This window comes from Pseudomonas asplenii (assembly GCF_001293465.1).
Lineage (GTDB): Bacteria > Pseudomonadota > Gammaproteobacteria > Pseudomonadales > Pseudomonadaceae > Aquipseudomonas > Aquipseudomonas fuscovaginae_B.
Map to the genome: position 1 here is coordinate 49,257 of NZ_JSYZ01000008.1, position 23,688 is coordinate 72,944.

18 protein-coding genes and 3 pseudogenes are annotated in these 23,688 nt (G+C 63.7%); 14 read left to right on the plus strand and 7 right to left on the minus strand.

Translation table 11 applies throughout. From position 1 onward, the window contains the following. Positions 1-117: 117 nt before the first annotated feature. From nuoG to PF66_RS11930, 9 genes are all read left to right on the plus strand, one after another. Positions 118-2,832 carry an NADH-quinone oxidoreductase subunit NuoG gene (gene nuoG, locus PF66_RS11890; protein ID WP_054057228.1) on the plus strand — a complete coding sequence of 905 codons (2,715 nt, stop codon included), beginning with the start codon at positions 118-120 and terminating at the stop codon, positions 2,830-2,832. Beyond that, on the plus strand, positions 2,829-3,836 hold the full coding sequence (nuoH, locus tag PF66_RS11895; RefSeq protein ID WP_054057227.1) for an NADH-quinone oxidoreductase subunit NuoH: 1,008 nt from the start codon (positions 2,829-2,831) through the stop codon (positions 3,834-3,836). The genes nuoG and nuoH overlap by 4 nt, the downstream gene beginning before the upstream one ends. An 11-nt stretch (positions 3,837-3,847) precedes the next feature. Beyond that, the gene (gene nuoI / locus PF66_RS11900) at positions 3,848-4,396 is read left to right on the plus strand and encodes an NADH-quinone oxidoreductase subunit NuoI (RefSeq protein ID WP_017903633.1); all 549 of its coding nucleotides are present in this window, start codon (positions 3,848-3,850) and stop codon (positions 4,394-4,396) included. Between the two features lie 9 nt (positions 4,397-4,405). Beyond that, the gene (gene nuoJ / locus PF66_RS11905) at positions 4,406-4,906 is read left to right on the plus strand and encodes an NADH-quinone oxidoreductase subunit J (RefSeq protein WP_054057226.1); all 501 of its coding nucleotides are present in this window, start codon (positions 4,406-4,408) and stop codon (positions 4,904-4,906) included. Positions 4,907-4,910: 4 nt separating this feature from the next. Next, positions 4,911-5,219, plus strand: coding sequence for an NADH-quinone oxidoreductase subunit NuoK (gene nuoK / locus PF66_RS11910; RefSeq protein WP_017131317.1), 309 nt, complete (start codon positions 4,911-4,913; stop codon positions 5,217-5,219). Further along, positions 5,216-7,069 (plus strand): NADH-quinone oxidoreductase subunit L, encoded by a 1,854-nt coding sequence (gene nuoL, locus PF66_RS11915; protein ID WP_054057225.1) that lies wholly within the window; start codon positions 5,216-5,218, stop codon positions 7,067-7,069. Before nuoK ends, nuoL begins: the two co-directional genes overlap by 4 nt. A gap of 40 nt (positions 7,070-7,109) precedes the next feature. Next, on the plus strand, positions 7,110-8,642 hold the full coding sequence (gene nuoM / locus PF66_RS11920) for an NADH-quinone oxidoreductase subunit M (RefSeq protein WP_054057224.1): 1,533 nt from the start codon (positions 7,110-7,112) through the stop codon (positions 8,640-8,642). A gap of 7 nt (positions 8,643-8,649) precedes the next feature. Continuing rightward, positions 8,650-10,113: an NADH-quinone oxidoreductase subunit NuoN gene (gene nuoN, locus PF66_RS11925; protein WP_054057223.1), complete on the plus strand. Its 1,464-nt coding sequence runs from the start codon at positions 8,650-8,652 to the stop codon at positions 10,111-10,113. A gap of 138 nt (positions 10,114-10,251) precedes the next feature. Further along, entirely contained in the window at positions 10,252-12,378 is a 2,127-nt protein-coding gene (locus PF66_RS11930) for a TonB-dependent receptor family protein (RefSeq protein WP_054057222.1), read from the plus strand. 72 nt (positions 12,379-12,450) lie between these two features. Here the strand turns inward: PF66_RS11930 and PF66_RS11935 are convergent, their stop codons facing one another. After that, positions 12,451-13,515, minus strand: a complete 1,065-nt coding sequence (locus tag PF66_RS11935) for an AI-2E family transporter (RefSeq protein WP_054057221.1) — start codon at positions 13,513-13,515, stop codon at positions 12,451-12,453. Positions 13,516-13,665: 150 nt separating this feature from the next. Here PF66_RS11935 and yegQ point away from each other — a divergent pair, with 150 nt between their 5' ends. Further along, positions 13,666-15,003: a tRNA 5-hydroxyuridine modification protein YegQ gene (gene yegQ, locus PF66_RS11940; protein ID WP_054062807.1), complete on the plus strand. Its 1,338-nt coding sequence runs from the start codon at positions 13,666-13,668 to the stop codon at positions 15,001-15,003. Between the two features lie 115 nt (positions 15,004-15,118). Here the strand turns inward: yegQ and PF66_RS33915 are convergent, their stop codons facing one another. After that, a complete protein-coding gene (locus PF66_RS33915) occupies positions 15,119-15,940 on the minus strand; it encodes a methyl-accepting chemotaxis protein (RefSeq protein ID WP_416773533.1) in 822 nt (273 codons plus the stop codon). A 36-nt stretch (positions 15,941-15,976) separates the two neighbouring features. Continuing rightward, a pseudogene (locus PF66_RS33920) lies at positions 15,977-16,801 on the minus strand (cache domain-containing protein); the annotation flags it as partial. Between the two features lie 515 nt (positions 16,802-17,316). Between PF66_RS33920 and PF66_RS33925 the strand changes: the two are divergent. Both PF66_RS33925 and PF66_RS33930 read left to right on the plus strand, forming a co-directional pair. Next, positions 17,317-18,387 (plus strand): annotated as a pseudogene (locus PF66_RS33925) (HAMP domain-containing protein); the annotation flags it as partial. Between the two features lie 345 nt (positions 18,388-18,732). Further along, positions 18,733-19,245: pseudogene (locus PF66_RS33930) on the plus strand (methyl-accepting chemotaxis protein); the annotation flags it as partial. Between the two features lie 18 nt (positions 19,246-19,263). On the opposite strand, the gene PF66_RS11955 reads toward PF66_RS33930, so the two are convergent. Genes PF66_RS11955 through PF66_RS11970 form a run of 4 tightly spaced genes read right to left on the minus strand, consistent with a single transcriptional unit; the run spans position 19,264 to position 21,861 of the window. Next, positions 19,264-20,580: an ATP-binding protein gene (locus PF66_RS11955; RefSeq protein ID WP_054060210.1), complete on the minus strand. Its 1,317-nt coding sequence runs from the start codon at positions 20,578-20,580 to the stop codon at positions 19,264-19,266. Then, on the minus strand, positions 20,577-21,245 hold the full coding sequence (locus PF66_RS11960; protein WP_054060211.1) for a response regulator transcription factor: 669 nt from the start codon (positions 21,243-21,245) through the stop codon (positions 20,577-20,579). The genes PF66_RS11955 and PF66_RS11960 overlap by 4 nt, the downstream gene beginning before the upstream one ends. Continuing rightward, positions 21,245-21,553 carry a PepSY domain-containing protein gene (locus PF66_RS11965; protein WP_054060212.1) on the minus strand — a complete coding sequence of 103 codons (309 nt, stop codon included), beginning with the start codon at positions 21,551-21,553 and terminating at the stop codon, positions 21,245-21,247. Before PF66_RS11965 ends, PF66_RS11960 begins: the two co-directional genes overlap by 1 nt. Continuing rightward, complete coding sequence (locus PF66_RS11970; protein WP_054060213.1) at positions 21,553-21,861, minus strand: PepSY domain-containing protein; 309 nt, start codon at positions 21,859-21,861, stop codon at positions 21,553-21,555. Before PF66_RS11970 ends, PF66_RS11965 begins: the two co-directional genes overlap by 1 nt. A 184-nt stretch (positions 21,862-22,045) precedes the next feature. Between PF66_RS11970 and PF66_RS11975 the strand changes: the two genes are divergently transcribed. Then, positions 22,046-23,125 (plus strand): hypothetical protein, encoded by a 1,080-nt coding sequence (locus tag PF66_RS11975; RefSeq protein ID WP_054060214.1) that lies wholly within the window; start codon positions 22,046-22,048, stop codon positions 23,123-23,125. Between the two features lie 68 nt (positions 23,126-23,193). Further along, complete coding sequence (queD, locus tag PF66_RS11980) at positions 23,194-23,550, plus strand: 6-carboxytetrahydropterin synthase QueD (protein WP_054060215.1); 357 nt, start codon at positions 23,194-23,196, stop codon at positions 23,548-23,550. Positions 23,551-23,688: the final 138 nt, after the last annotated feature.

Sequence of the window (23,688 nt, forward strand, 5' to 3'; positions counted from 1 at the left end):
AGGGGGGCGGTGCATGCCGCCCTCTTCCTCGTCTGCAGCCGCGCCTAGACGCGCCAGGCGAGTATAGGATTCCATTAGCCACGCCCGCAGACGCGGGCCAACGAAGAACTTTGAACCATGGCCACTATCCACGTAGACGGCAAGGCACTCGAAGTCAACGGGGCAGACAACCTGTTACAGGCATGTCTGTCGCTGGGCCTCGACATTCCTTATTTCTGCTGGCACCCCGCTCTTGGCAGCGTCGGTGCCTGTCGCCAGTGCGCGGTCAAGCAGTACAACGACGAGAACGACACCCGTGGTCGTATCGTCATGTCCTGCATGACCCCGGCTACCGACAACACCTGGATTTCCATCGACGACGAAGAGTCCAAGGCGTTCCGCGCCAGCGTCGTCGAATGGCTGATGACCAACCACCCGCACGACTGCCCGGTCTGCGAGGAAGGCGGTCACTGCCACCTGCAAGACATGACCGTGATGACCGGCCACAACGAGCGCCGTTATCGCTTCACCAAGCGCACCCACCAGAACCAGGAACTCGGTCCGTTCATCGCCCACGAGATGAACCGCTGCATCGCCTGCTACCGCTGCGTGCGCTTCTACAAGGACTACGCCGGCGGTACCGACCTGGGCGTATTCGGCGCCCACGACAACGTGTACTTCGGTCGCGTCGAAGACGGCACCCTGGAAAGCGAGTTCTCCGGCAACCTCACCGAGGTCTGCCCGACCGGTGTGTTCACCGACAAGACCCACTCCGAGCGCTACAACCGCAAGTGGGACATGCAGTTCGCCCCGAGCATCTGCCATGGCTGCTCCAGCGGTTGCAACATCAGCCCCGGTGAGCGCTACGGCGAACTGCGGCGCATCGAAAACCGTTTCAACGGTTCGGTGAACCAGTACTTCCTGTGCGACCGTGGCCGCTTCGGTTACGGCTACGTCAACCGCGCCGACCGTCCACGCCAGCCACTGCTGGCCGACGGCACCAGGCTGAGCCTGGACAACGCCCTGGACAAGGCCGCCGACCTGCTGCGCGGTCGCAACATCGTCGGTATCGGTTCGCCGCGTGCCAGCCTGGAAAGCAACTACGCGCTGCAGGAACTGGTCGGTGCCGAGCACTTCTACTCGGGTATCGAAGCGTCCGAGCTGGAGCGCATCCGCCTGGTGCTGCAAGTCCTCAAGGACAGCCCGCTGCCCGTGCCGAACCTGCGTGACATCGAAGACCACGACGCCGTGTTCGTCCTCGGTGAAGACCTGACCCAGACCGCCGCCCGCCTGGCCCTGGCCCTGCGCCAGTCGGTCAAGGGCAAGGCCGAGGACATGGCCGACGCGATGCGCGTACAGCCGTGGCTCAACGCCGCGGTGAAAAACATCGGCCAGAACGCGCTGAACCCGCTGTTCATCGCCAGCCTCGCGGAAACCAAGCTCGACGACGTCGCCGAGGAGTGCGTGCACGCCGCACCGGATGACCTGGCCCGCCTCGGCTTCGCCGTGGCCCACGCCCTGGACGCCAGCGCACCGGCCGTCGAAGGCCTGGACAGCGAAGCCCGCGAACTGGCCCAGCGTATCGCCGACGCCCTGCTCGCGGCCAAGCGCCCACTGATCATCGCCGGTACCTCCCTGGGTTCCAAGGCACTGATCGAAGCCGCGGCGAACATCGCCAAGGCCCTGAAGCTGCGCGAGAAGGCAGGCTCCATCAGCCTGGTCGTGCCTGAGGCCAACAGCCTCGGCCTGGCCATGTTCGGTGGCGAGTCCGTCGATGCCGCCCTGGACGCGGTGATTTCCGGCCGTGCCGATGCCATCGTGGTGCTGGAGAACGACCTGTTCACCCGTACCGACGCCGCCAAGGTCGACGCCGCCCTCAAGGCCGCCAAGGTGGTGATCGTTGCCGACCACCAGAAGACCGCCACCACCGACCGCGCCCACCTGGTGCTGCCGGCGGCGACCTTCGCCGAAGGCGACGGCACCCTGGTCAGCCAGGAAGGCCGCGCCCAGCGCTTCTTCCAGGTCTTCGACCCGCAATACATGGACGCCAGCATCCTGGTTCACGAAGGCTGGCGCTGGCTGCACGCCCTGCGTGCGACCCTGCTGAACAAGCCGGTGGACTGGACCCAGCTGGACCACGTCACCGCCGCCTGCGCCGCCAGCGCGCCGCAACTGGCCGCTATCGTCGACGCCGCACCGTCGGCTGCGTTCCGCATCAAGGGGCTGAAACTGGCCCGCGAACCGCTGCGCTACTCCGGTCGTACCGCCATGCGCGCCAACATCAGCGTGCACGAGCCACGCACCCCGCAGGATCAGGACACCGCGTTCGCCTTCTCCATGGAAGGCTACTCGGGCTCCGCCGAACCGCGCCAGCAGGTGCCGTTCGCCTGGTCGCCGGGCTGGAACTCGCCACAGGCCTGGAACAAGTTCCAGGACGAAGTCGGCGGCCACATTCGTGCCGGTGACCCGGGCATCCGCCTGATCGAAAGCCGTGGCGACAACCTGGGCTGGTTCACCAGCGTACCGGCTGCCTTCTCGCCATCGCGCGGCACCTGGCAGGCGGTACCGTTCTATCATCTGTTCGGCAGCGAGGAGAACTCCTCGAAGGCCGCGCCGGTGCAGGAGCGCATCCCGGCCGCCTACGTCGCACTGGCCAAGTCCGAAGCGGACCGCCTGGGCGTCAACGACGGTGCCCTGCTGAGCCTCAACGTGGCCGGCACCACCCTGCGTCTGCCGCTGCGCGTCAATGAACAACTGGGCGCTGGCCTGGTAGCCCTGCCGGCTGGCCTGGCCGGTATCCCGCCGGCGATTTTCGGCAAATCCGTTGACGGTCTGCAGGAGGCGGCTCAATGACCTGGTTCACCCCTGAAGTGATTGACGTGATCCTCACGGTCATCAAGGCCATCGTGGTCCTGCTGGCCGTGGTGGTCTGCGGCGCACTGCTGAGCTTCGTCGAACGTCGCCTGCTGGGCTGGTGGCAGGACCGCTACGGTCCGAACCGCGTCGGCCCGTTCGGCATGTTCCAGATCGCCGCCGACATGCTGAAGATGTTCTTCAAGGAAGACTGGACCCCACCGTTCGCCGACAAGGTGATCTTCACCCTGGCACCGGTGGTCGCCATGAGCGCCCTGCTGATCGCCTTCGCGATCATCCCGATCACCCCGACCTGGGGTGTGGCGGACCTGAACATCGGCCTGCTGTTCTTCTTCGCCATGGCCGGCCTGTCGGTGTACGCCGTACTGTTCGCCGGCTGGTCGAGCAGCAACAAGTACGCCCTGCTCGGCAGTCTGCGGGCCTCGGCCCAGACCGTTTCGTACGAAGTGTTCATGGGCCTGTCGCTGATGGGCATCGTGGTCCAGGTCGGCTCGTTCAACATGCGCGACATCGTTGAATACCAGGCCCAGCACCTGTGGTTCATCATCCCGCAGATCTTCGGTTTCCTGACCTTCTTCATCGCCGGCGTGGCCGTGACTCACCGTCACCCCTTCGACCAGCCGGAAGCGGAACAGGAACTGGCCGACGGCTACCATATTGAATACGCCGGCATGAAATGGGGCATGTTCTTCGTTGGCGAGTACATCGGCATCATCCTGATCTCGGCACTGCTGGTCACCCTGTTCTTCGGTGGCTGGCACGGTCCGTTCGGCATCCTGCCGCAACTGTCGTTCGTCTGGTTCGCCCTGAAGACCGCGTTTTTCATCATGATGTTCATCCTGCTGCGCGCCTCGATCCCGCGCCCACGGTATGACCAGGTGATGGACTTCAGCTGGAAATTCTGCCTGCCACTGACCCTGATCAATATGCTGGTGACCGCTGCGCTCGTGTTGTTGAACACGCCCGCCGGCGCGGTTCAGTGAGGATTTGACCCATGTTCAAATATATTGGTGACATCGTTAAGGGTACCGGTACCCAGCTGCGAAGCCTGGTGATGATTTTCGGCCATGGCTTTCGCAAGCGCGACACCCTGCAATACCCGGAAGAGCCGGTCTACCTGCCACCGCGCTACCGCGGCCGCATCGTCCTGACCCGCGACCCCGATGGCGAAGAGCGCTGCGTGGCGTGCAACCTGTGTGCCGTGGCCTGCCCGGTCGGTTGCATCTCGCTGCAGAAGGCCGAGACCGACGACGGTCGTTGGTACCCGGAGTTCTTCCGCATCAACTTCTCGCGCTGCATTTTCTGTGGTCTCTGCGAGGAAGCCTGCCCGACCACCGCGATCCAGCTGACGCCGGATTTCGAAATGGCCGAGTTCAAACGTCAGGATCTGGTTTACGAAAAGGAAGATCTGCTGATCTCCGGCCCCGGCAAGAACCCTGACTACAACTTCTATCGTGTTGCAGGTATGGCCGTTGCCGGCAAGCCGAAAGGCGCCGCCCAGAACGAAGCCGAACCGATCAACGTGAAGAGCTTGCTGCCTTAAGGAAGAACGATGGAATTCGCTTTCTATTTCGCATCGGGTATCGCAGTGGTGTCCACGCTTCGCGTGATCACCAACACCAACCCCGTGCACGCCCTGCTCTACCTGATCATTTCGCTGATCGCCGTGGCGATGACCTTCTTCAGCCTCGGCGCCCCGTTCGCCGGCGCCCTGGAAGTGATCGCCTACGCCGGCGCCATCATGGTGCTGTTCGTCTTCGTGGTGATGATGCTCAACCTCGGGCCCGCCTCGGTGCTGCAGGAACGCACCTGGCTCAAGCCCGGGATCTGGATCGGGCCGGTGATCCTCGCCGCCCTGCTGCTGGCCGAACTGCTGTACGTGCTGTTCAGCCACAGCAGCGGTGTCGGCATCGGTCAAACCACCGTAGGCGCCAAGGCCGTGGGCATCAGCCTGTTCGGTCCATACCTGCTGGTCGTCGAACTGGCCTCGATGCTGCTGCTCGCCGCAGCCATCACGGCTTTCCACCTGGGCCGCAACGAGGCGAAGGAGTAATACGATGCCTGCTATCCCTCTGGAACATGGTCTGGCCGTCGCCGGCATCCTGTTCTGCCTCGGCCTGGTCGGCCTGATGGTCCGCCGCAACATTCTCTTCGTGCTGATGAGCCTGGAAGTGATGATGAACGCCGCCGCATTGGCCTTCATCGTCGCGGGCGCACGCTGGGCGCAACCGGATGGACAGATCATGTTCATCCTGGTGATCAGCCTGGCAGCCGCCGAGGCCAGTATCGGCCTGGCGATCCTGCTGCAACTGTATCGCCGCTTCCACACGCTCGATATCGACGCTGCCAGTGAGATGCGCGGATGAACATGATCTTTCTGACTTTCGTATTCCCCCTGATCGGTTTCCTGCTGCTGTCGTTCTCCCGTGGACGTCTCTCGGAAAACCTCTCGGCCCTGATCGGCGTCGGCTCCATCGGCCTGTCGGCGATCGTCGCCGCCTACGTGATCTGGCAGTTCAACGTTGCGCCTCCTGAAGGCGGCCACTACACCCTGGTGCTGTGGCAGTGGATGTCGGTGGAGGGCTTCGCCCCCAACTTCGCCCTGTACATCGACGGCCTGTCGATCACCATGCTCGGTGTGGTGGTCGGGGTGGGTTTCCTGATCCACCTGTTCGCCTCCTGGTACATGCGCGGTGAAGACGGCTACTCGCGCTTCTTCTCCTACACCAACCTGTTCATCGCCAGCATGCTGTTCCTGGTGCTCGGCGATAACCTGCTGTTCGTGTACTTCGGCTGGGAAGGCGTGGGCCTGTGCTCCTACCTGTTGATCGGTTTCTACTACAGCAACCGCAACAACGGTAACGCGGCACTGAAGGCCTTCATCGTCACCCGCATCGGCGACGTGTTCATGGCTATCGGCCTGTTCATCCTGTTCCAGCAGTTGGGCACGCTGAATATCCAGGAACTGCTGGTCAAGGCGCCTGAGCACTTCAAGGTCGGCGACTTCTGGATCGTGCTGGCGACCCTGCTGCTGCTCGGTGGTGCGGTCGGTAAATCGGCCCAACTGCCCCTGCAGACCTGGCTGGCCGACGCGATGGCCGGTCCTACCCCGGTTTCGGCACTGATCCACGCTGCGACCATGGTGACCGCCGGTGTCTACCTGATCGCCCGTACCCACGGCCTGTTCGCCCTGGCGCCGGATATCCTGCATCTGGTGGGAATCGTCGGTGGCGTGACCCTGGTTCTCGCCGGCTTCGCCGCGCTGGTTCAGACCGACATCAAGCGTATCCTCGCCTACTCGACCATGAGCCAGATCGGCTACATGTTCCTGGCCCTGGGCGTCGGCGCCTGGGAAGGCGCGATCTTCCACCTGATGACCCACGCCTTCTTCAAGGCCCTGCTGTTCCTTGCCTCCGGTGCGGTGATCGTCGCCTGCCACCACGAGCAGAACATCTTCAAGATGGGCGGTCTGTGGAAAAAACTGCCACTGGCCTACGCCAGCTTCATCGTCGGTGGTGCCGCCCTGGCCGCCCTGCCGATCGTGACCGCCGGCTTCTACTCCAAGGACGAAATCCTCTGGGAAGCCTTCGCCAGCGGTAACCATGGCCTGCTGTACGCCGGCCTGGTCGGTGCGTTCATGACCTCGCTGTACACCTTCCGCCTGATCTTCATCGCCTTCCACGGCGAAGCCAAGACCGAAGCCCATGCCGGCCACGGTATCTCCCACTGGCTGCCGCTGGGCGTGCTGATCGTGCTGTCGACCTTCGTCGGTGCCTGGATTCACCCACCACTGGCCGGCGTACTGCCGGAAAGCGCCGGTCACGCCGGCGGCGAAGCCAAGCACAGCCTGGAAATCGCCTCGGGCGCCATCGCCCTGGCCGGTATCCTGCTGGCTGCGGTGCTGTTCCTGGGCAAGCGTCGCTTCGTGACGGCCATCGCCAACAGCGGCATCGGACGCATCCTTTCGGCCTGGTGGTTCGCCGCCTGGGGCTTCGACTGGATCTACGACAAACTGTTCGTCAAGCCTTACCTGGCGATCAGCCATGTGCTGCGCAAAGACCCGCTCGACCAGACCATCGGCCTGATCCCGCGCCTGGCCAAGGGCGGTCACACCGCCCTGAGCCGCAGCGAGACCGGTCAACTGCGTTGGTATGCCGCGTCGATCGCCGCTGGTGCAGTCGTGGTGCTCGGCGCCATCGTACTGGTAGCGGTCTGACTATGAACCTTGCGACATTGCGAAAGGAATTGAGCCCGTCATGATTCTGCCTTGGCTAATCCTGATCCCCTTCATCGGCGGCCTGCTGTGCTGGCTGGGTGAGCGCACCAGCGCCACCCTCCCCCGCTGGATTGCGCTGCTGACCATGACCCTCGAACTCGCCCTCGGCCTCTGGCTGTGGGCGCACGGGGATTACCACCTGGCACCGGCGCCTGGCGCCGATCCGACCTGGGCCATCGAGTTCAAGCACGTCTGGATCCAGCGCTTCGGCATCAACGTGCACCTGGCCCTCGACGGCCTGTCGCTGCTGATGATCCTGCTGACCGGCCTGCTGGGTATCCTCTCGGTACTCTGCTCGTGGAAAGAGATCCAGCGCCACGTGGGCTTCTTCCACCTGAACCTGATGTGGATCCTGGGCGGTGTCGTCGGCGTATTCCTCGCCCTCGACCTGTTCATGTTCTTCTTCTTCTGGGAAATGATGCTGGTGCCGATGTACTTCCTCATCGCGCTCTGGGGTCACAGCTCCTCGGACGGCAAGAAGACCCGGATCTACGCGGCGACCAAGTTCTTCATCTTCACCCAGGCTTCCGGCCTGATCATGCTGGTGGCGATCCTCGGCCTGGTCCTGGTGAACTTCAACAACACCGGCGTGATCACCTTCAATTACGCCGACCTGCTGAAGACCAAGATGTCGCACGGTGTCGAGTACCTGCTGATGCTCGGCTTCTTCATCGCCTTCGCGGTGAAGCTGCCGGTGGTACCGTTCCACTCCTGGCTGCCTGATGCCCACGCCCAGGCACCGACCGCCGGTTCCGTCGACCTCGCCGGTATCCTGCTGAAGACCGCGGCCTACGGCCTGCTGCGTTTCGCCCTGCCGCTGTTCCCGAACGCCTCGGCCGAGTTCGCGCCGATCGCCATGACCCTGGGTCTGATCGGGATCTTCTACGGTGCCTTCCTGGCCTTCGCCCAGACCGACATCAAGCGCCTGATCGCCTTCTCCAGCGTCTCGCACATGGGCTTCGTGCTGATCGGTATCTACTCCGGCAGCCAGCAGGCCCTGCAAGGCGCGGTGATCCAGATGCTGGCCCACGGCCTGTCGGCAGCGGCCCTGTTTATCCTCAGCGGCCAGCTGTACGAGCGCACCCACACCCGCGACATGCGTGAAATGGGCGGCCTGTGGTCGAAGATCGCCTACCTGCCGGCCATCAGCCTGTTCTTCGCCGCCGCCTCCCTGGGGCTGCCGGGTACCGGCAACTTCGTCGGCGAGTTCCTGATCCTGATCGGTACCTTCGTCAGCGCGCCATGGATCACCGCCATCGCCACGTCCGGCCTGGTGTTCGGTTCGGTCTACTCGCTGATCATGATCCACCGCGCCTACTTCGGCCCGGCCAAGTCCGATGAAGTGCTGCACGGTATGGACGGTCGTGAACTGACCATGGTGCTCGGCCTTGCAGTACTGCTGATCTACCTCGGCGTGTACCCGCAACCGTTCCTCGACACCTCTGCCGCCACCATGCATGGCGTGCAGCAGTGGCTCGGCACCGCCTTCACTCAACTCGCTTCGGCCCGGTAAGAGCGCTATGGAATTCACGATTCAACACTTTATCGCGCTGGCGCCGCTGCTGATCACCAGCCTCACCATTATCGTGGTGATGCTGGCGATCGCCTGGCGCCGTAACCACTCACAGACCTTCCTGCTGTCCTGTGCCGGTCTCAACCTGGCGCTGCTGTCGATCCTGCCAGCCCTGAAAGTCGCCCCGCTGGCGGTGACCCCGCTGGTCCAGATCGACGACTTCGCCTGCCTGTACATGGCGCTGATCCTGGTCGCCACCCTGGCTTGCGTCACCCTCGCCCACGCCTACCTGGGCGATGGCGGTTCGGGCTACCCGGGCAACCGTGAAGAACTGTACCTGCTGATCCTGATGGCCGCCGCCGGTGGCCTGGTGCTGGTCAGCGCGCAGCAACTGGCCAGCCTGTTCATCGGCCTGGAACTGCTCTCGGTACCGGTCTACGGCCTGGTGGCCTACGCGTTCTTCAACAAGCGTTCGCTGGAAGCCGGTATCAAGTACATGGTGCTGTCGGCCGCCGGTTCCGCGTTCCTGCTGTTCGGTATGGCCCTGCTCTACGCCGAAGCCGGCACCCTGAGCTTCACCGGTATCGGCCAGGCCCTGGCGGCCACCGGCCTGCCCAGCCCGATCGCCCAATTGGGCCTGGGCATGATGTTGGTCGGCCTGGCGTTCAAGCTGTCGCTGGTACCGTTCCACCTCTGGACCCCGGACGTCTACGAAGGCGCCCCGGCACCGGTAGCGGCCTTCCTGGCCACCGCCAGCAAGGTCGCCGTGTTCGCCGTGATGATTCGCCTGTTCCAGATCTCGCCGGTGGCCAGCAGCGGCGTACTGAGCAACGTCCTGGCGGTCATCGCCGTAGCCTCGATCCTGGTCGGTAACCTGTTGGCGCTGACCCAGAGCAACCTCAAGCGTCTGCTCGGTTACTCGTCCATCGCCCACTTCGGCTACCTGCTGATCGCCCTGGTGGCGAGCAAGGGCCTGGCGCTGGAAGCCATGGGCGTGTACCTGGTCACCTACGTGATCACCAGCCTCGGCGCCTTCGGCGTGATCACCCTGATGTCCTCGCCGTACAACGGTCGCGACATGGATGCCCTGTACGAGTACCGCGGCCTGTTCTGGCGCCGTCCGTACCTGACCGCCGTACTGACCGTGATGATGCTGTCCCTGGCCGGCATCCCGCTGACCGCCGGCTTCATCGGCAAGTTCTACATCATCGCGACCGGTGTCGAGTCCCAGCACTGGTGGCTGATCGGCTCCCTGGTGGTCGGTAGCGCCATCGGCGTCTTCTACTACCTGCGCGTGATGGTCACCCTGTACCTGATCGAGCCGAACCTGCGTCGTCACGATGCCCAACTGCACTGGGAACAACGTGCGGGTGGCGTGATGCTGCTGGCGATCGCGATCCTGGCCTTCTTCCTCGGCGTGTACCCGCAACCGCTGCTGGAACTGGTGCAACACGCGGTCCTGGCCAGCTAAGCAAACGGCCAGCCGGACCCGACACCCCGCCCGAGGCAACTCTGGCGGGGTGTTTTGTTTTCAGGGCCTGCCGAATGCGTTGCGAACCATTCTCGACTTCTATAGGCTGGCCCGCCCTGTTCCGCCGAGCACCTGTCGATGCGCACCGCCCTCCCCTCTTCCCTGCTCCCTTTCGCCCTTTTGTGCAGTACGCCGTTGCAAGCCGCCCCCGCCTCCGTCGAGTTGGGTGAAGTCCAGGTGCGCAGCGAGGAGGTCAGCGAGATCGATGAAGCCCGCGAGCAATTGCAGCAGGTGCCCGGTGCCAGCAACCTGGTCGACCTGGGCAAGGTGGAGAACGGCCGTGTCGCCGGCAACCAGGATGTGCTTGCCTATCAGCCCGGGGTATATGCCCAGTCGGCCGGCAACGACGGCACCAAGGTGTCGATTCGCGGCTCGGGCATCAACCGCGCGCCCGGCGCCCACGGCTCGGGTGTCTACACGATGTTCGACGGCCTGCCGCTGACCGGTCCCGGCGGCACACCCTACGAGTTGTTCGAGCCGCTGTGGCTGAGCCGCGCCGAAGTGTTGCGCGGTGCCAACGGTTTCGAGCGCGGCTCGCTGGCCCTCGGTGGCGCCATCGACTACATCACCCACACCGGGCGGGATGCCGCGCCCCTGCAGGTGCGCTACGAAACCGGCAGTTATGGCTACCGCAAACGCCAGATCAGCTCCGGGCAGGTGCTGGGCGATCTGGACTATTACGTGTCGCTGACCGACTCGGACTACGACGGTTACCAGGACCATACCCAAGGCAGCAGCAAGGGCATTGCGGCGAACGTCGGCTATCGCTTCAGCCCGGAGCTGGAGACACGCCTCTACCTGCGCTATCGCGAAACCGACAACGAGCTGGCCGGGCGAGTGACCCAGGACCAGATCAAGCACCATCCGCGCGCGGCCAACCCGTCTTACCTCAGCCGCGACGCCAGCCGTCCGCAACCGGGCAGTACCTGGCTGGGCAGCAAGACCACGATGTACCTGGACGACGATTCGAAGCTGGAGGTGGGGCTGGTCTATCACGACTACCCGATGGACCTGCGCGAAGGCCCCAACCGCCTCAAGGTGGCCTATACCGACGTCAGCGGCACCCTGAACTACATCCGTCGCGACACCCTGTTCGGCCTGGACAGCAAGACCACCGTCGGTTGGCGCAGCACCAGGCACCTGCCCAACAGTGGAGCCTCGGAATATGTGCGGATACCTGTCGGCAACACCGCAGGCTATCCGGCTGGCACCAAGACCCGTGACTTCAGCTACCAGGGCTCGGACAACGTGCTGCACGCCAGCAATGACCTTGAGCTGCTGCCTGACCTCTGGCTGACCACCGGCCTGGCAATGATCTATACCCGCCGCGAAAGCGAGGTGAGTTATCCGGCCAGCGGCGGCAAGGTCAGCCAGCATGACTGGGACTACGCGCCGCGCGTGGGCCTGCGCTACCAGTTCAATCCGCAATTGCAGGTCTACGGCAACCTCAGCCGCTCGGTCGAACCACCGCATCCGTGGTCACTGATCTGGAGTTCGGGCACCCGCTTCGGCGCGGGAAATGGCGCGGCCATCGGTCTGCAAAGCACACCGATCAAACTGCAGAACCAGACCGCCACCACCCTGGAACTGGGCAGCCGCGGCGAGTCCTGGCTCGGCAAGTGGGACCTGGCCTGGTACTACTCGGCCGTACGTCACGAGTTGCTGACCGTGGAGCTGCAGGCCGCAACCCAGACCCAGGCCACGATCACCGGCGAAGTGAACGCCAGCCCCACCGTGCACCAGGGTATCGAAGCCGGCCTGGAGAGCCTGCTGTGGGAGCGTCCGGCCCTGGGCAAGGTCAGCCTGCGCCAGGCCTACACCCTCAGCGACTTCCATTACCGCGATGACCGAGCCTTTGGCGACAACCGCCTGCCCGGCATTCCACAGCACTACTACCAGGCCGAGATCCGCTACGACCATCCGACCGGCGTCTACCTCGGCCTGAATACCCAGGTCGCCTCGCGCATGGCCGTGGACTACGCCAACTCCCGCCATGCCTCGTCCTACGCGTTGTTCGGCGCCACCCTGGGCTACGCCTCGCCCAAGCGGGACTGGCAGACCTGGCTGGACCTGCGCAATCTCACCAACCAGCACTATGCCGCGCTGGTGGTGCCAGGCTATGACGACAAGGGGGCCGACGCGGCGCGTTCGGTGCCGGGCGAAGGCATGGGGGTGTACGCCGGGATTTCCTACAGTTTCAGGTGATTGGGTCGAAGCCAGGGCCCTTTCGCGGGCAAGTCGGATCGCCGCACCGCCGGCTCCTACAGAGGCGCGCGCTCAGGAGGGCAATCTCACGCGTTTCTTGTTCTCGGTGAAGATATCCCAGCTGGAGAGGAACAGGGCGGCGATCAACGGCCCGATGACGAAGCCGTTCAGCCCGAATACCGACAACCCGCCCAGGGTGCTGACCAGGATCAGGTAATCGGGCATGCGCGTGTCCTTGCCCACCAGGACCGGCCGCAGCAGGTTGTCCACCAGCCCGATCACGAACACGCCGAACAGCGCCAGCACCACGCCTTGCCAGATCGCCCCGCTCAGCAGGAAGTACACGGCCACCGGCGCCCAGACGATCCCTGCCCCCACCGCCGGCAGCAGCGAAAGACACCCCATGACCACCGCCCAGAGCAGGGCACTGGGGATATCCAGCAGCCAGAAGATCAACCCGCCGAGGCCGCCCTGGGTCACCGCCACCACCAGGTTGCCCTTCACCGTGGCACGCACCACGCGGTTGAACTTCAGTTGCAGGCGACGTTTCTGCTGTTCGGCCAGTGGCACCGCCGTACGGATCCGCCGCACCAGTTCCGGGCCGTCGCGCAGGAAGAAGAACAACAGGTAGAGCATGATGAAAAAGCTCACCACGAACTCGAAGGTGCCCTGCCCGACGCTGACAGCCTGGCTGGCCAGGAACTGACTGCCCTGGGTCACGCCCTCGACCACCTTGGCCTGCAGCCCATCGAGATCCCCCAGGCCGAAGCGATCGAGCAGCCGTTGAAACGAGCCTGGCAGCAGGTGCTTGAACTGCGCCACGTGGCCGGCGATGTCCAAGCGACCGCTTTCGATACTCTGGTACAACGCGGTCCCTTCCTGTACCAGCAACACGCCTATGACAATCACCGGCAGCACGGCGATCAGCAGGCAGGCTCCCAGGGTGCACAACGATGCGAGGTTACGCCGGGCCTTCAGCCGCAGCAGCAGGCGGCGCTGCAAGGGCGCGAAGACGATCCCGAGAATGACCGCCCAGAACACCGCGCCATAGAACGGCTGGAGAATCCAGAGGAAGGCCACGGTCACCAGCGCCAGCAGCACCAGCAGGAATTTGTTGTGCAGAGAAGCTTCGCTCATGTCCGGTCCATGTCGGGAAAACGCAGGGCGCAGGGCCCCCAACGATTTAGTCAGGCCAACGCAGCGATTCGTTCACAAAGTCTGGATCCAGATCAATAAAAGCCGAATCCGGAGGATTTAATCTCGCGAGCTTTTGCCGACGGTCCGCACATGCCCTTCCCCGCCCCCGAACTGCTGGCTCCGGCCGGCACCCTCAAGAACATGCGCTACGCCTTCGCCTATGGCGCCGACGCCGTCTATGCCGGCCAGCCGCGCTACAGCCTGCGGGTGCGCAACAACGAGTTCGACCACGCCAACCTGGCCCTCGGTATCCGCGAAGCCCAGGCCCAGGGCAAGCGTTTCTACGTGGTGGTGAACATCGCCCCGCACAACGCCAAGCTCAAGACCTTTCTCAAGGACCTGGCGCCGGTGATCGAGATGGCGCCGGACGCACTGATCATGTCCGACCCGGGCCTGATCATGCTGGTGCGCCAGCACTTCCCGCAGATGCCGATTCACCTGTCGGTGCAGGCCAACACGGTGAACTGGGCCAGCGTGCAGTTCTGGCAGCAGATGGGCCTGACGCGAATCATCCTGTCCCGGGAGCTGTCCCTGGAGGAGATCGAGGAAATTCGCCAGCAGGTGCCGGACATGGAACTGGAGGTGTTCGTTCACGGCGCGCTGTGCATGGCCTATTCCGGGCGCTGCCTGCTATCGGGCTACATGAACCGGCGCGATGCCAACCAGGGCACCTGCACCAACGCCTGTCGCTGGAAATACAGTGCGCAGCCGGCTACGGAAAACCTCACCGGCGAGATCGTCAAGGTTTTCGAGCCCGAAGTGGTCGAGCCGACCCTTGGCCTCGGAGCGCCGACCGACCAGGTGTTCCTGCTGCAGGAGGCCAACCGCCCCGAAACATCGATGCCGGCCTTCGAGGACGAGCACGGCACCTACATCATGAACGCCAAGGACCTGCGCGCGGTGCAGCATGTCGAGCGCCTGGCACGGATGGGCGTGCATTCGCTGAAGATCGAGGGCCGGACCAAGTCGCACTTCTACTGCGCGCGGACCACCCAGGTCTACCGCCAGGCGATCGACGACGCGGTGGCTGGGCGCGAGTTCGACCGCGGCCTGATGACCGACCTCGAATCACTGGCCCAACGCGGCTATACCGAGGGTTTCCTGCGTCGGCACGTGCATGACGAGTACCAGAACTACCAGAACGGCAGCTCGGTTTCCGAGCGCCAGCAGTTCGTCGGCGAACTGACCGGCGTGCGCCGCGAGCGGCTGGCGGAGGTCAAGGTGAAGAACCGTTTCGAGTTGGGCGACCATCTGGAACTGATGACGCCCAGGGGAAACTTTCATTTCGACCTGGGTGAGTTGCGCAATGGCAACGGCGAGGCGATCGAGGTGGCGCCGGGGGATGGGCACACGGTTTACCTGCCGATTCCGGATCAGGTCGAGCTGGAGTTCGGGTTGTTGATGCGCGATATCCAGGTCGGTCCGTAAAATCCACTGAGGCTGCGGTGGCCTCTTCGCGGATAAACCCCACAGTGTCGAGCCTTCCTCGGTGTACGACTCAACGCTGAGCAGGATTTATCCGCGAAGAACGATAACGCCGGTCTCAGATCCGGAACTGCCCCACCAGTTTGCCCAAACGCTGCCCCAGGTCCGCCAGACTGCGGGAAGTCTGCGCGCCCTGCTGGGTCTGGTCCGCGACGTTATCCACCGCCACCGCGATCTGGTGCACGCTGCGGTTGATCTCCTCGGCCACCGCCGTCTGCTCCTCGGCAGCACTGGCGATCTGTGCGTTCATCGCGTTGATGGTCCCGATCAGTTGCGCGATGGTATCCAGCGAAGCCCCCGCCTCGTTGGCCTTCACCGAGGTACCGTCCCCAGCCTCGCTGGAACGGCGCATCGCCTCCACCGCCGACTGCGTCCCCGACTGCAGGCGATCGATCATGCCCTGGATTTCCTGGGTGCTCTGCTGGGTCCGGCTGGCCAATGCCCGCACCTCGTCCGCGACCACCGCAAAACCGCGCCCCGCCTCACCGGCGCGGGCGGCCTCGATCGCCGCGTTGAGGGCCAGCAGGTTGGTCTGTTCGGCGATCGAACGGATCACCCCGAGCACACTGACGATCGACGTCACGTCCTGCTGCAGGCTGTCCAGCGACACGCCACTGTGGCGAATGTCCTTCACCAGCGCATGAATCTGCTCGATGCTGCCATCGACCACCCGCTTGGCCGCCTGGCCTTCGGCGTCGGTCTGCTGGGCCGCGACCGCGGCGCCCTGGGCACTGCGGGCCACTTCCTGGGCCGCCGAGGACATCTGGTTGATCGCCGTGGCGACCTGATCGGTCTCGTGCCGCTGACGCTCCATCGCCTCTTCCGAACGGTTGGCCTGTTCGGATACCTGGCCGACCAAACCGGTCAACTGCCCGGTCATCTCGGTGATCTGCCGCACCAGGCTGTGGATCTTCTCGACGAAGCGGTTGAACGACCCGGCCAACTGCCCGAGTTCGTCCTGGCTGGTGATTGCCAGGCGATGGGTGAGATCGCCCTCGCCTGCGGCGATATCGTCCAGGTTGGCTTTCATCAGCACCAGGGGCCGCAGGATGGTATTGGCCACCAGCATCCCCACGATGGCAATCACCAGCAGCACCAGCAAGGCAATACCGACGATGCTCAGCACCACGCCCTCCATGCGTTCGGTGATCTTGGCCTGGACCACCGCGACCTGGGCTTCGATCCCGTCGAGGTTGACCGAGGAGCCGACCGCCATGTCCCACTTGTCCAGATACTCGGTGTAACCCAGCTTGGGCACCAGTACCGATTCCTTGCCCGGCAGCGGCGAGCTGTATTCCAGGTAGTGGGTGCCATTCTTGGCCACCTCGACCAGGCCGCGGTTGACATACACGCCATTGGGGTCGCGGGTGTCCTTGAAACTTTTGCCCAGCCCGTCGGGGCTGTCACTCTTGAACAAGCGGACGATCTGCGAGTCGTAGCCGAAAAAGTAGCCGTCCTTGCCGTACTTGATGCTCGAAAGCAGCTTGATGGCCTGGTCGCGGGAAGCCTGGTCACCGGGCGCGGACGCATCGTAGAGCGGCTTGATCGCCGTCATCGCCACCGCGACATAGCTCTTGAGGGTCGCCCGGGCTTCGGCGATCAGTTGCTGGCGGGTTTCCTCAACCTCATGGCGCGCCTGATTCTGCAGAATCAACGCGGTGGTCAGGCTGATCACCACCGCAAACACCAGGACCGGCAAGACGGCGAGGGACAGGACTTTGGCCTTGAGACTCAGGCGCATGGGGATGCTCTCTTATTATTGGGCTGGTAACGGTTTAACGGCCTGAATCGCGGAAAGTTGAGCAGCCCGCACGCCCGTGCAGATGCAGGAAATAGTCGAAGTTCCTCGTTTTCCCCACAGTAAATCGACCTTTTACGACGTATTGTCGATTTTCATCGATGTTCATTCGATGGGATAAAGCCACCCTTCGTTGACGCCGGTCATTGTTTTTTATTTGAACATTCAAATAAAGAAAAAATCAGGCATGCCGTTAACCTTCCAAACCTCTGCATTTCAAAGAATAAGGACGTCGTTACATGTCGCTCAGACAGCTTTCCATCCAATGGAAGATCACCCTGCTCGCCGGGCTCTGCCTGTTGGGGATCGTCACGCTGCTGGTCAGCCTCTCGCTCTACCGCATGAAGCACAGTTCGGAACTGGTCAAGGCCTCGAGCATGGAAATGCTCAACGAGGCCGCCCAGGCGCGTATCGAGGCCCAGGGCGAAGTCCAGGCGCTGATCATCCGCCGCCAGTTCATGGATGCCTACCAATACGGCAACGGTTTCGCCCGCCAGGTGCTGTTTCTGCGCGAACAGGCCCAGAAGCGCTTTCTCGACGCCTTCGATCTGCGCGAGGACCTGACCCGCCAGGTGAAGGCCGCCCTGCAGGCCAACCCCGACCTGCTGGGGCTGTCCCTGGTGTTCGAAGCCAATGCGCTGGACGGCAAGGACGAACTGTTCGCCGGCCAGAAGAAACTCGGCAGCAACGAAAAGGGCCGCTTCGCCCTCTACTGGTCGCAACCGACCGCCGGCAGGCTGACCTCCATGTCGCTGCCGGAAAGCGACATGAGCGACACCAGCACCGGCCCCAGCGGCCAACCGAACAACACCTGGTTCACCTGCCCGCGCATCACTCTCAAGCCGTGCGTGATCGAGCCGTACTTCTACGAAATCGACGGCCACAACGTGCTGATGACCAGCATCGTCTTTCCGTTGCAGTTCGAGGGCAAGGTGATCGCCTCGCTGTCGGTGGACATCAACCTCGACAGCCTGCAAGCGGTCAGCCAGCAGGCGAGCAGCAAGCTCTACGATGGCCAGACCAGTGTCAGTATCCTCAGCCCCGTCGGCCTGCTCGCCGGCTACAGCCCGGATGCCAGCAAGCTCAGCCAGCGCCTGGACCAGGTCGATAGCCTCGACGGCACCGCGCTGATCCAGCAACTGGCCAACAGCAGCGAGACACAGGTCTTGCGTACCCACCAGCAACTGAAGATCCTCGCGCCCTTCCAGCCGATCCCCGGCGGCAAGCCCTGGGGCGTGCTGCTCGATGTGCCGCAGAAGGTGCTGGTGGGACCGGCCGAGGCGCTCAAGGCGCAGCTCGACGAGCGCGGCGCCGCCGGCACCCTGATCGAATCCGGCCTCGGCCTGCTGGCGGCGGTGATCGGCCTGCTGCTGGTCTGGCTCACCGCACGCAGCGTGACTCGGCCGATTCTCGCCGTCGCCCACATGCTGCAAGACATCGCCAGTGGCGAAGGCGACCTGACCCGCCGCCTGCACTATGACAAGCAGGACGAACTGGGCCGGTTGGCCGGCTGGTTCAACCGTTTCCTCGATAAACTCCAACCGGTGATCGCCGAGGTCAAGCGCTCGGTCCAGGACGCCCGCGGCACCGCCGACCAGTCCGCCGCCATCGCCACCCAGACCAGCGCCGGCATGGAACAGCAGTACCGCCAGGTCGACCAGGTCGCCACCGCCTCCCACGAGATGAGCGCCACCGCCCAGGATGTCGCCCGCAGCGCCGCCCAGGCCGCACAAGCCGCCCGTGATGCCGACCAGGCGACCCGCCAGGGACTGACCGTGATCGACCGTACCACCAGCAGCATCGGTCACCTGGCTGCCGACATGAGCGATGCCATGGGCCAGGTCGAAGGGTTGGCGGCCAACAGCGAGAAGATCGGCTCGGTCCTCGAAGTGATTCGCGCCATCGCCGAGCAGACCAACCTGCTGGCCCTCAACGCGGCGATTGAGGCCGCGCGGGCCGGTGAGGCCGGACGCGGTTTCGCGGTGGTCGCCGATGAAGTGCGCAACCTGGCCCGGCGCACCCAGGAGTCGGTCGAGGAGACCCGCCAGGTCATCGAAGAGCTGCAGAACGGCACCCGCGAGGTGGTCAGTTCGATGGGCAACAGTCATCGCCAGGCCCAGGGCAGTGTCGAGCAGGTCAGCCAGGCGGTGACCGCCCTGCAGCAGATCGGCAGTGCGGTCACGGTCATCACCGACATGAACCTTCAGATCGCCAGCGCGGCGGAAGAACAGAGCGCGGTGGCCGAGGAAATCAACAACAACGTGGCGACCATTCGCGATGTCACCGAGTCGCTGTCGGGACAGGCCAACGAATCGGCACGGGTCAGCCAGTCGCTCAACCAGTTGGCCAACCAGCAGCAGGGCCTGATGGACCAGTTCCGGGTCTGAGGCCGGGCGCGCGGGGCTTCAGTTCCTGCGCGGCAAGTCGATCGTCACCAGCAGCCCGCCCAGCGGGCTGCTCAACAAGCGCATCTGCGCCCCCCAGGCATCGACGATATCGCGCACGATGCCCAGCCCCAGGCCATGCCCGGTGGTCTGCTCATCCAGACGCGTGCCTCGGCTGAAAACCGCATCCCGGTTCTGCTCGGGAATGCCGGGGCCGTCATCCTCGATACTCAGGCGATAACCCCCCACGGTTTCCACGATGCCCAGGCGAACCTCGGCATCCGCCCACTTGCAGGCGTTGTCCAGGAGATTGCCCAGCAGCTCGAGCAGGTCCTCGCGATCCCAGGGCAGTTGCAGGCCTGGCGGGGCGGTGTGGCTGAGCGACAGATGCTCGCCATGAATCATCCCCAGGGTCGACAGCAGGCTTGGCAACTCCGTATCGCAATCGAACAGTACGCCGGGCAAGGCGTCACCGGCCAGGCGCGCGCGATTCAGTTCACGGCTCAGGCGTTGTTCGATCTGTTCCAGTTGCTCGCGCAATACCTGGCGCAGGCCCGGATGAGCATCCAGCCGGGTATCCGAGGCCAGGCTCAGCAGCACTGCCAACGGGGTTTTCAGGGCATGTCCCAGATTGCCCAGGGCGTTACGGGAACGCTTGAGGCTGTCTTCGGTGTGGGCCAGCAGGTGGTTGATCTGTGCCACCAGCGGCTCAAGTTCCTGAGGGACTTGAGTCTCCAGCTGCGAACGCTTGCCCTGCTGCAACTGGGCGATCTGCTCCCGGGCGTTTTCCAGCGGGCGCAGGGCCCGGCGGACAGTGACCCGCTGCAGCAGCAGGATCACGATCAGCGCCGCCAGCCCGATCCCCAGGCCGATGCGCTGCATCAGCTGGAAGCTTTCCCGGACCGGCGTATAGTCCTGGGCCACGCTGATGCTGATCGACTGCCCCAGGCGCCGGTAGTCCGAGCGCAATACCAGCAGCATCTGCCTTTCCGGACCCAATTGCAGGTTGGCGTGCAGCCCCGGCTGCTCCGGCACCGGCAGGTCCTGGTCCCAGAGCGAACGGGAGCGCCAGTGATGGTCGGCGAAATCGATTCGGAAGTAGTGCCCGGAAAACGGTCGCTGATAGGCCGGGGACAGCCGGCGCTCATCCAGCTGCAGGCCGTCGGGGCCACGTACCAGGGCGACCAGCAGATTCTCGCTGTCGGCATGCAGGCCATCCTCCAGATAGCGTTGCAGCCCCATTTCGAACAACCAGAGGCTGGTCTGCGCAACGATCAGGCCGACGATCAGCAATACGCTGACCAGGCCCAGGCTCAGGCGGCGCTGGATCGACCTCACCCGCCGGCCCCACCGAACAGGTAGCCCTGGCCGCGACGGGTCTCGATCACCGAGCGCCCCAGCTTGCGGCGCAGATGATTGACGTGCACTTCTAGGACATTCGAGTCCCGTTCGGTTTCACCGTTATAGAGATGTTCGGCCAGATGGCTCTTGGAGAGGATCTGCTCCGGGTGCAGCATGAAATAGCGCAGCAGGCGAAACTCGGCGGCGGTCAGCTGGATCTCCGCGCCGTCACGACTGACACACTGGCGACCCTCGTCCAGGTGCAGGCCCGCGGCGTTCAGGGTCGGCTGGTTCGGCTGGCCGTGGGCACGACGCAACAGCGACTGGACTCGCAGTTGCAGCTCTTCGGGATGAAAGGGTTTGGTCAGGTAATCGTCCGCACCGGCCTTGAGCCCCTCGATACGCTCGGCCCAGGAGTCGCGTGCAGTGAGGATCAGCACCGGAATGCCCAGGCCACCGGCCCGCCACTGCCGCAGTACTTCCAGCCCGGGCAGGCCCGGCAGGCCGAGATCGAGAATGACCAGATCATACGGCTCGACAGCCCCCTGGTAGGCCGCATCGCGCCCATCGGCCAACCAGTCGACGGCATACCCCTGGCGAGCCAGGCCGGCCAGCAATTCGTCGGCCAGGGGCACGTGATCCTCCACCAGCAACAACCGCATCAGTCGTCCTCCTCGTCTTTCAACAGATCGCCATTGCTGGCATCGAGCTTGAGTTCCCGGACCACACCGGCCTGGGTGAGCAACTCGACTTCATAGACATAGTGACCGTGCTTGGTCTCAAGCTCGGCCTCCAGCAGCTTTGACCCGGGATGATGGCCCATGGCCCGTTGCAACAGGCTTTCCAGGGGTAGTATCACTCCCTGCTGGCGCAGGCGCAGGGCCTCGTCCTGATCCAGATCCCTGGCCGCTGCCAGGGAACAGAGGGTTGCCAGCATCAACAGACTGCAGGCGCGCAAATAGAAGATCATTACCTGTCCTGATGGTCCTTGAGAACCTGACCGCTACCGGCGTCCAATTCGATTTCCCACTCAACTCCCTGAGCGTCGCGCAGTTCTATCCGATAAATATAGTGACCGTATCGCTGCTCCAGCCCGGTATCGCTCGGCAGTGCACCGGGGTGCCTGGCCCCGGCGATGGCGGCCAATCGATCAAGAGACAGGATTGTACCTGCCGCCTGCAGTTTCGCCGCCTCATCAACGGCAATATCGCGACCCGAGACTTCGGAGGTGGCGACCCACAGAGCCAAAAAGACCAAAGCGGTGCCCAGGGCTTTCATCACAACACTCCATGGCAAATGGCCAGTTACCGGTTACAAGGTAACCACTTCAACTTAAATGAAGCTGAATTTCCTGGACCATTGCCGGTCCACGCCTCAGGCACGGTCGGTCGATTTTCCTGCCCCCCGCAGCGACTCGCGACAACCTTCCCTATAATCCGGCTATCCACAGAACGAGAGCTGTATGACTGCGATCCATATCAAATATCCCGCGCTGACGCTCAAGGCCGGCAAGCGTGCCTATCGGCGCATTCGTGAAAGCGGGCTGAAAGCCGCCGATGTCGGCACCCTGCCCGGCGCGGCGGGTGGACCGAAAGCCCTGGGTATCCAGGGGCTGGACCTGGCGCTGTTCGGTCAATGGCTACCCGGCAGCCCACGGGAACGTTCGCTGATCGGTGCCTCGATTGGCGCCTGGCGGTTTGCCAGCGCCTGTCTGCCGGATGCTGCCAAGGGGATCGAACGGCTGGGCCAACTCTATAACGAACAGAGTTTTGCCAAGGGTGTGACCATGGCGCAGGTCAGCCGCAGTTGCGAGCGCATGCTGCATGACCTGCTCGAGGGGCGCGATGCCTCGATCCTGAGCAACGAACGCTACCGGTTGAACGTGGTCATCGTCAAAAGCCATGGCCTGCTGGCGGACGATCATCGGGGCCGTCTCGGCTTGGGCCTGTCTTCCGTGATCGCCGACAATCTGCTGGGCCGTGCGCGCCTGGCCCGGCATTTCGAGCGGGTGATCCTGCATGACCCACGTCTCTCCCCTCCCCTGCTGCCCCTGAAGGACTTTCCCTCGCGCCTGCTGCCGCTGGCGACGGAGAACCTGCGCCAGGGCCTGCTGGCCTCGGGATCGATCCCGATGGTCATGGAGGGCGTACGCGACATTGTCGGCGTCGGCAATGGCACCTATCGCGATGGCGGGTTGCTCGACTATCACCTGGACCTGCCCTACAGCGGTGACGATGTGGTGCTGTACCCACATTTCACCGACAAGGTCATACCCGGCTGGTTCGACAAGACCCTCCCATGGCGCCGCGGCAGTCCTGACCGCTTGCAGGATGTCCTGCTGCTGGCCCCTTCGCAGGAATACCTGGCCCGGTTGCCCTACGGCAAGCTGCCGGATCGTAACGACTTCAAGCGCTTCATGGGCGACGATCGGAGTCGCCAGAGCTACTGGCGCAAGGCGATGGAGGAAAGCCGGCGACTGGGCGACGAATTCCTCGACCTGGCCGATAACGGTGGACTGGCGGAGCGCCTGCTGGCGCTTTGAGACGGTTATTCCCGCAACGGAACTGTTAAACTGCCCAGCTGCATGCATTCTTCAGAGCTGACAATACCGTGGAAATCTTCAAAGAGTTTACGTTCGAATCCGCCCACCGCCTGCCCAACGTGCCCGCCGGGCACAAGTGTGGCCGCCTGCATGGCCACTCTTTCAAGGTGGCGATCCACCTGAGCGGCGATATCGACCAGCATACCGGCTGGATTCGTGACTTCTCCGAGATCAAGGCGATCTTCAAGCCGCTGTACGAGCGCCTGGACCACAACTATCTGAACGAGATTCCCGGCCTGGAAAACCCCACCAGCGAAAACCTGGCGAAGTGGATCTGGAAGGAACTGAAGCCACTGCTGCCTGAGCTGTCGGCGATCCGGATCCACGAGACATGCACCAGCGGTTGCATCTATCGCGGGGAGTGAATCCCGGGTATTGAAAAACCACCTGCGAAGGTGGTTTTTTTATGCCTGGAGGATGGAGGCGGCCTTTGTACGGGCAAGCCCTGCACCGGACGTTTCAACGCCCGTTTCAACGCCGTAAAAGACAAAACCCCTACCTGC

Excerpts from the sequence above, each read along its gene's own strand:
- nuoG (WP_054057228.1), top strand. The coding sequence starts at position 118 with ATGGCCACTATCCACGTAGACGGCAAGGCACTCGAAGTCAACGGGGCA.
- nuoH (WP_054057227.1), top strand. The coding sequence starts at position 2,829 with ATGACCTGGTTCACCCCTGAAGTGATTGACGTGATCCTCACGGTCATC.
- nuoI (WP_017903633.1), top strand. The coding sequence starts at position 3,848 with ATGTTCAAATATATTGGTGACATCGTTAAGGGTACCGGTACCCAGCTG.
- nuoJ (WP_054057226.1), top strand. The coding sequence starts at position 4,406 with ATGGAATTCGCTTTCTATTTCGCATCGGGTATCGCAGTGGTGTCCACG.
- nuoK (WP_017131317.1), top strand. The coding sequence starts at position 4,911 with ATGCCTGCTATCCCTCTGGAACATGGTCTGGCCGTCGCCGGCATCCTG.
- nuoL (WP_054057225.1), top strand. The coding sequence starts at position 5,216 with ATGAACATGATCTTTCTGACTTTCGTATTCCCCCTGATCGGTTTCCTG.
- nuoM (WP_054057224.1), top strand. The coding sequence starts at position 7,110 with ATGATTCTGCCTTGGCTAATCCTGATCCCCTTCATCGGCGGCCTGCTG.
- nuoN (WP_054057223.1), top strand. The coding sequence starts at position 8,650 with ATGGAATTCACGATTCAACACTTTATCGCGCTGGCGCCGCTGCTGATC.
- PF66_RS11930 (WP_054057222.1), top strand. The coding sequence starts at position 10,252 with ATGCGCACCGCCCTCCCCTCTTCCCTGCTCCCTTTCGCCCTTTTGTGC.
- PF66_RS11935 (WP_054057221.1), bottom strand. The coding sequence starts at position 13,515 with ATGAGCGAAGCTTCTCTGCACAACAAATTCCTGCTGGTGCTGCTGGCG.
- yegQ (WP_054062807.1), top strand. The coding sequence starts at position 13,666 with ATGCCCTTCCCCGCCCCCGAACTGCTGGCTCCGGCCGGCACCCTCAAG.
- PF66_RS33915 (WP_416773533.1), bottom strand. The coding sequence starts at position 15,940 with ATGACCGGGCAGTTGACCGGTTTGGTCGGCCAGGTATCCGAACAGGCC.
- PF66_RS11960 (WP_054060211.1), bottom strand. The coding sequence starts at position 21,245 with ATGCGGTTGTTGCTGGTGGAGGATCACGTGCCCCTGGCCGACGAATTG.
- PF66_RS11965 (WP_054060212.1), bottom strand. The coding sequence starts at position 21,553 with ATGATCTTCTATTTGCGCGCCTGCAGTCTGTTGATGCTGGCAACCCTC.
- PF66_RS11970 (WP_054060213.1), bottom strand. The coding sequence starts at position 21,861 with ATGAAAGCCCTGGGCACCGCTTTGGTCTTTTTGGCTCTGTGGGTCGCC.
- PF66_RS11975 (WP_054060214.1), top strand. The coding sequence starts at position 22,046 with ATGACTGCGATCCATATCAAATATCCCGCGCTGACGCTCAAGGCCGGC.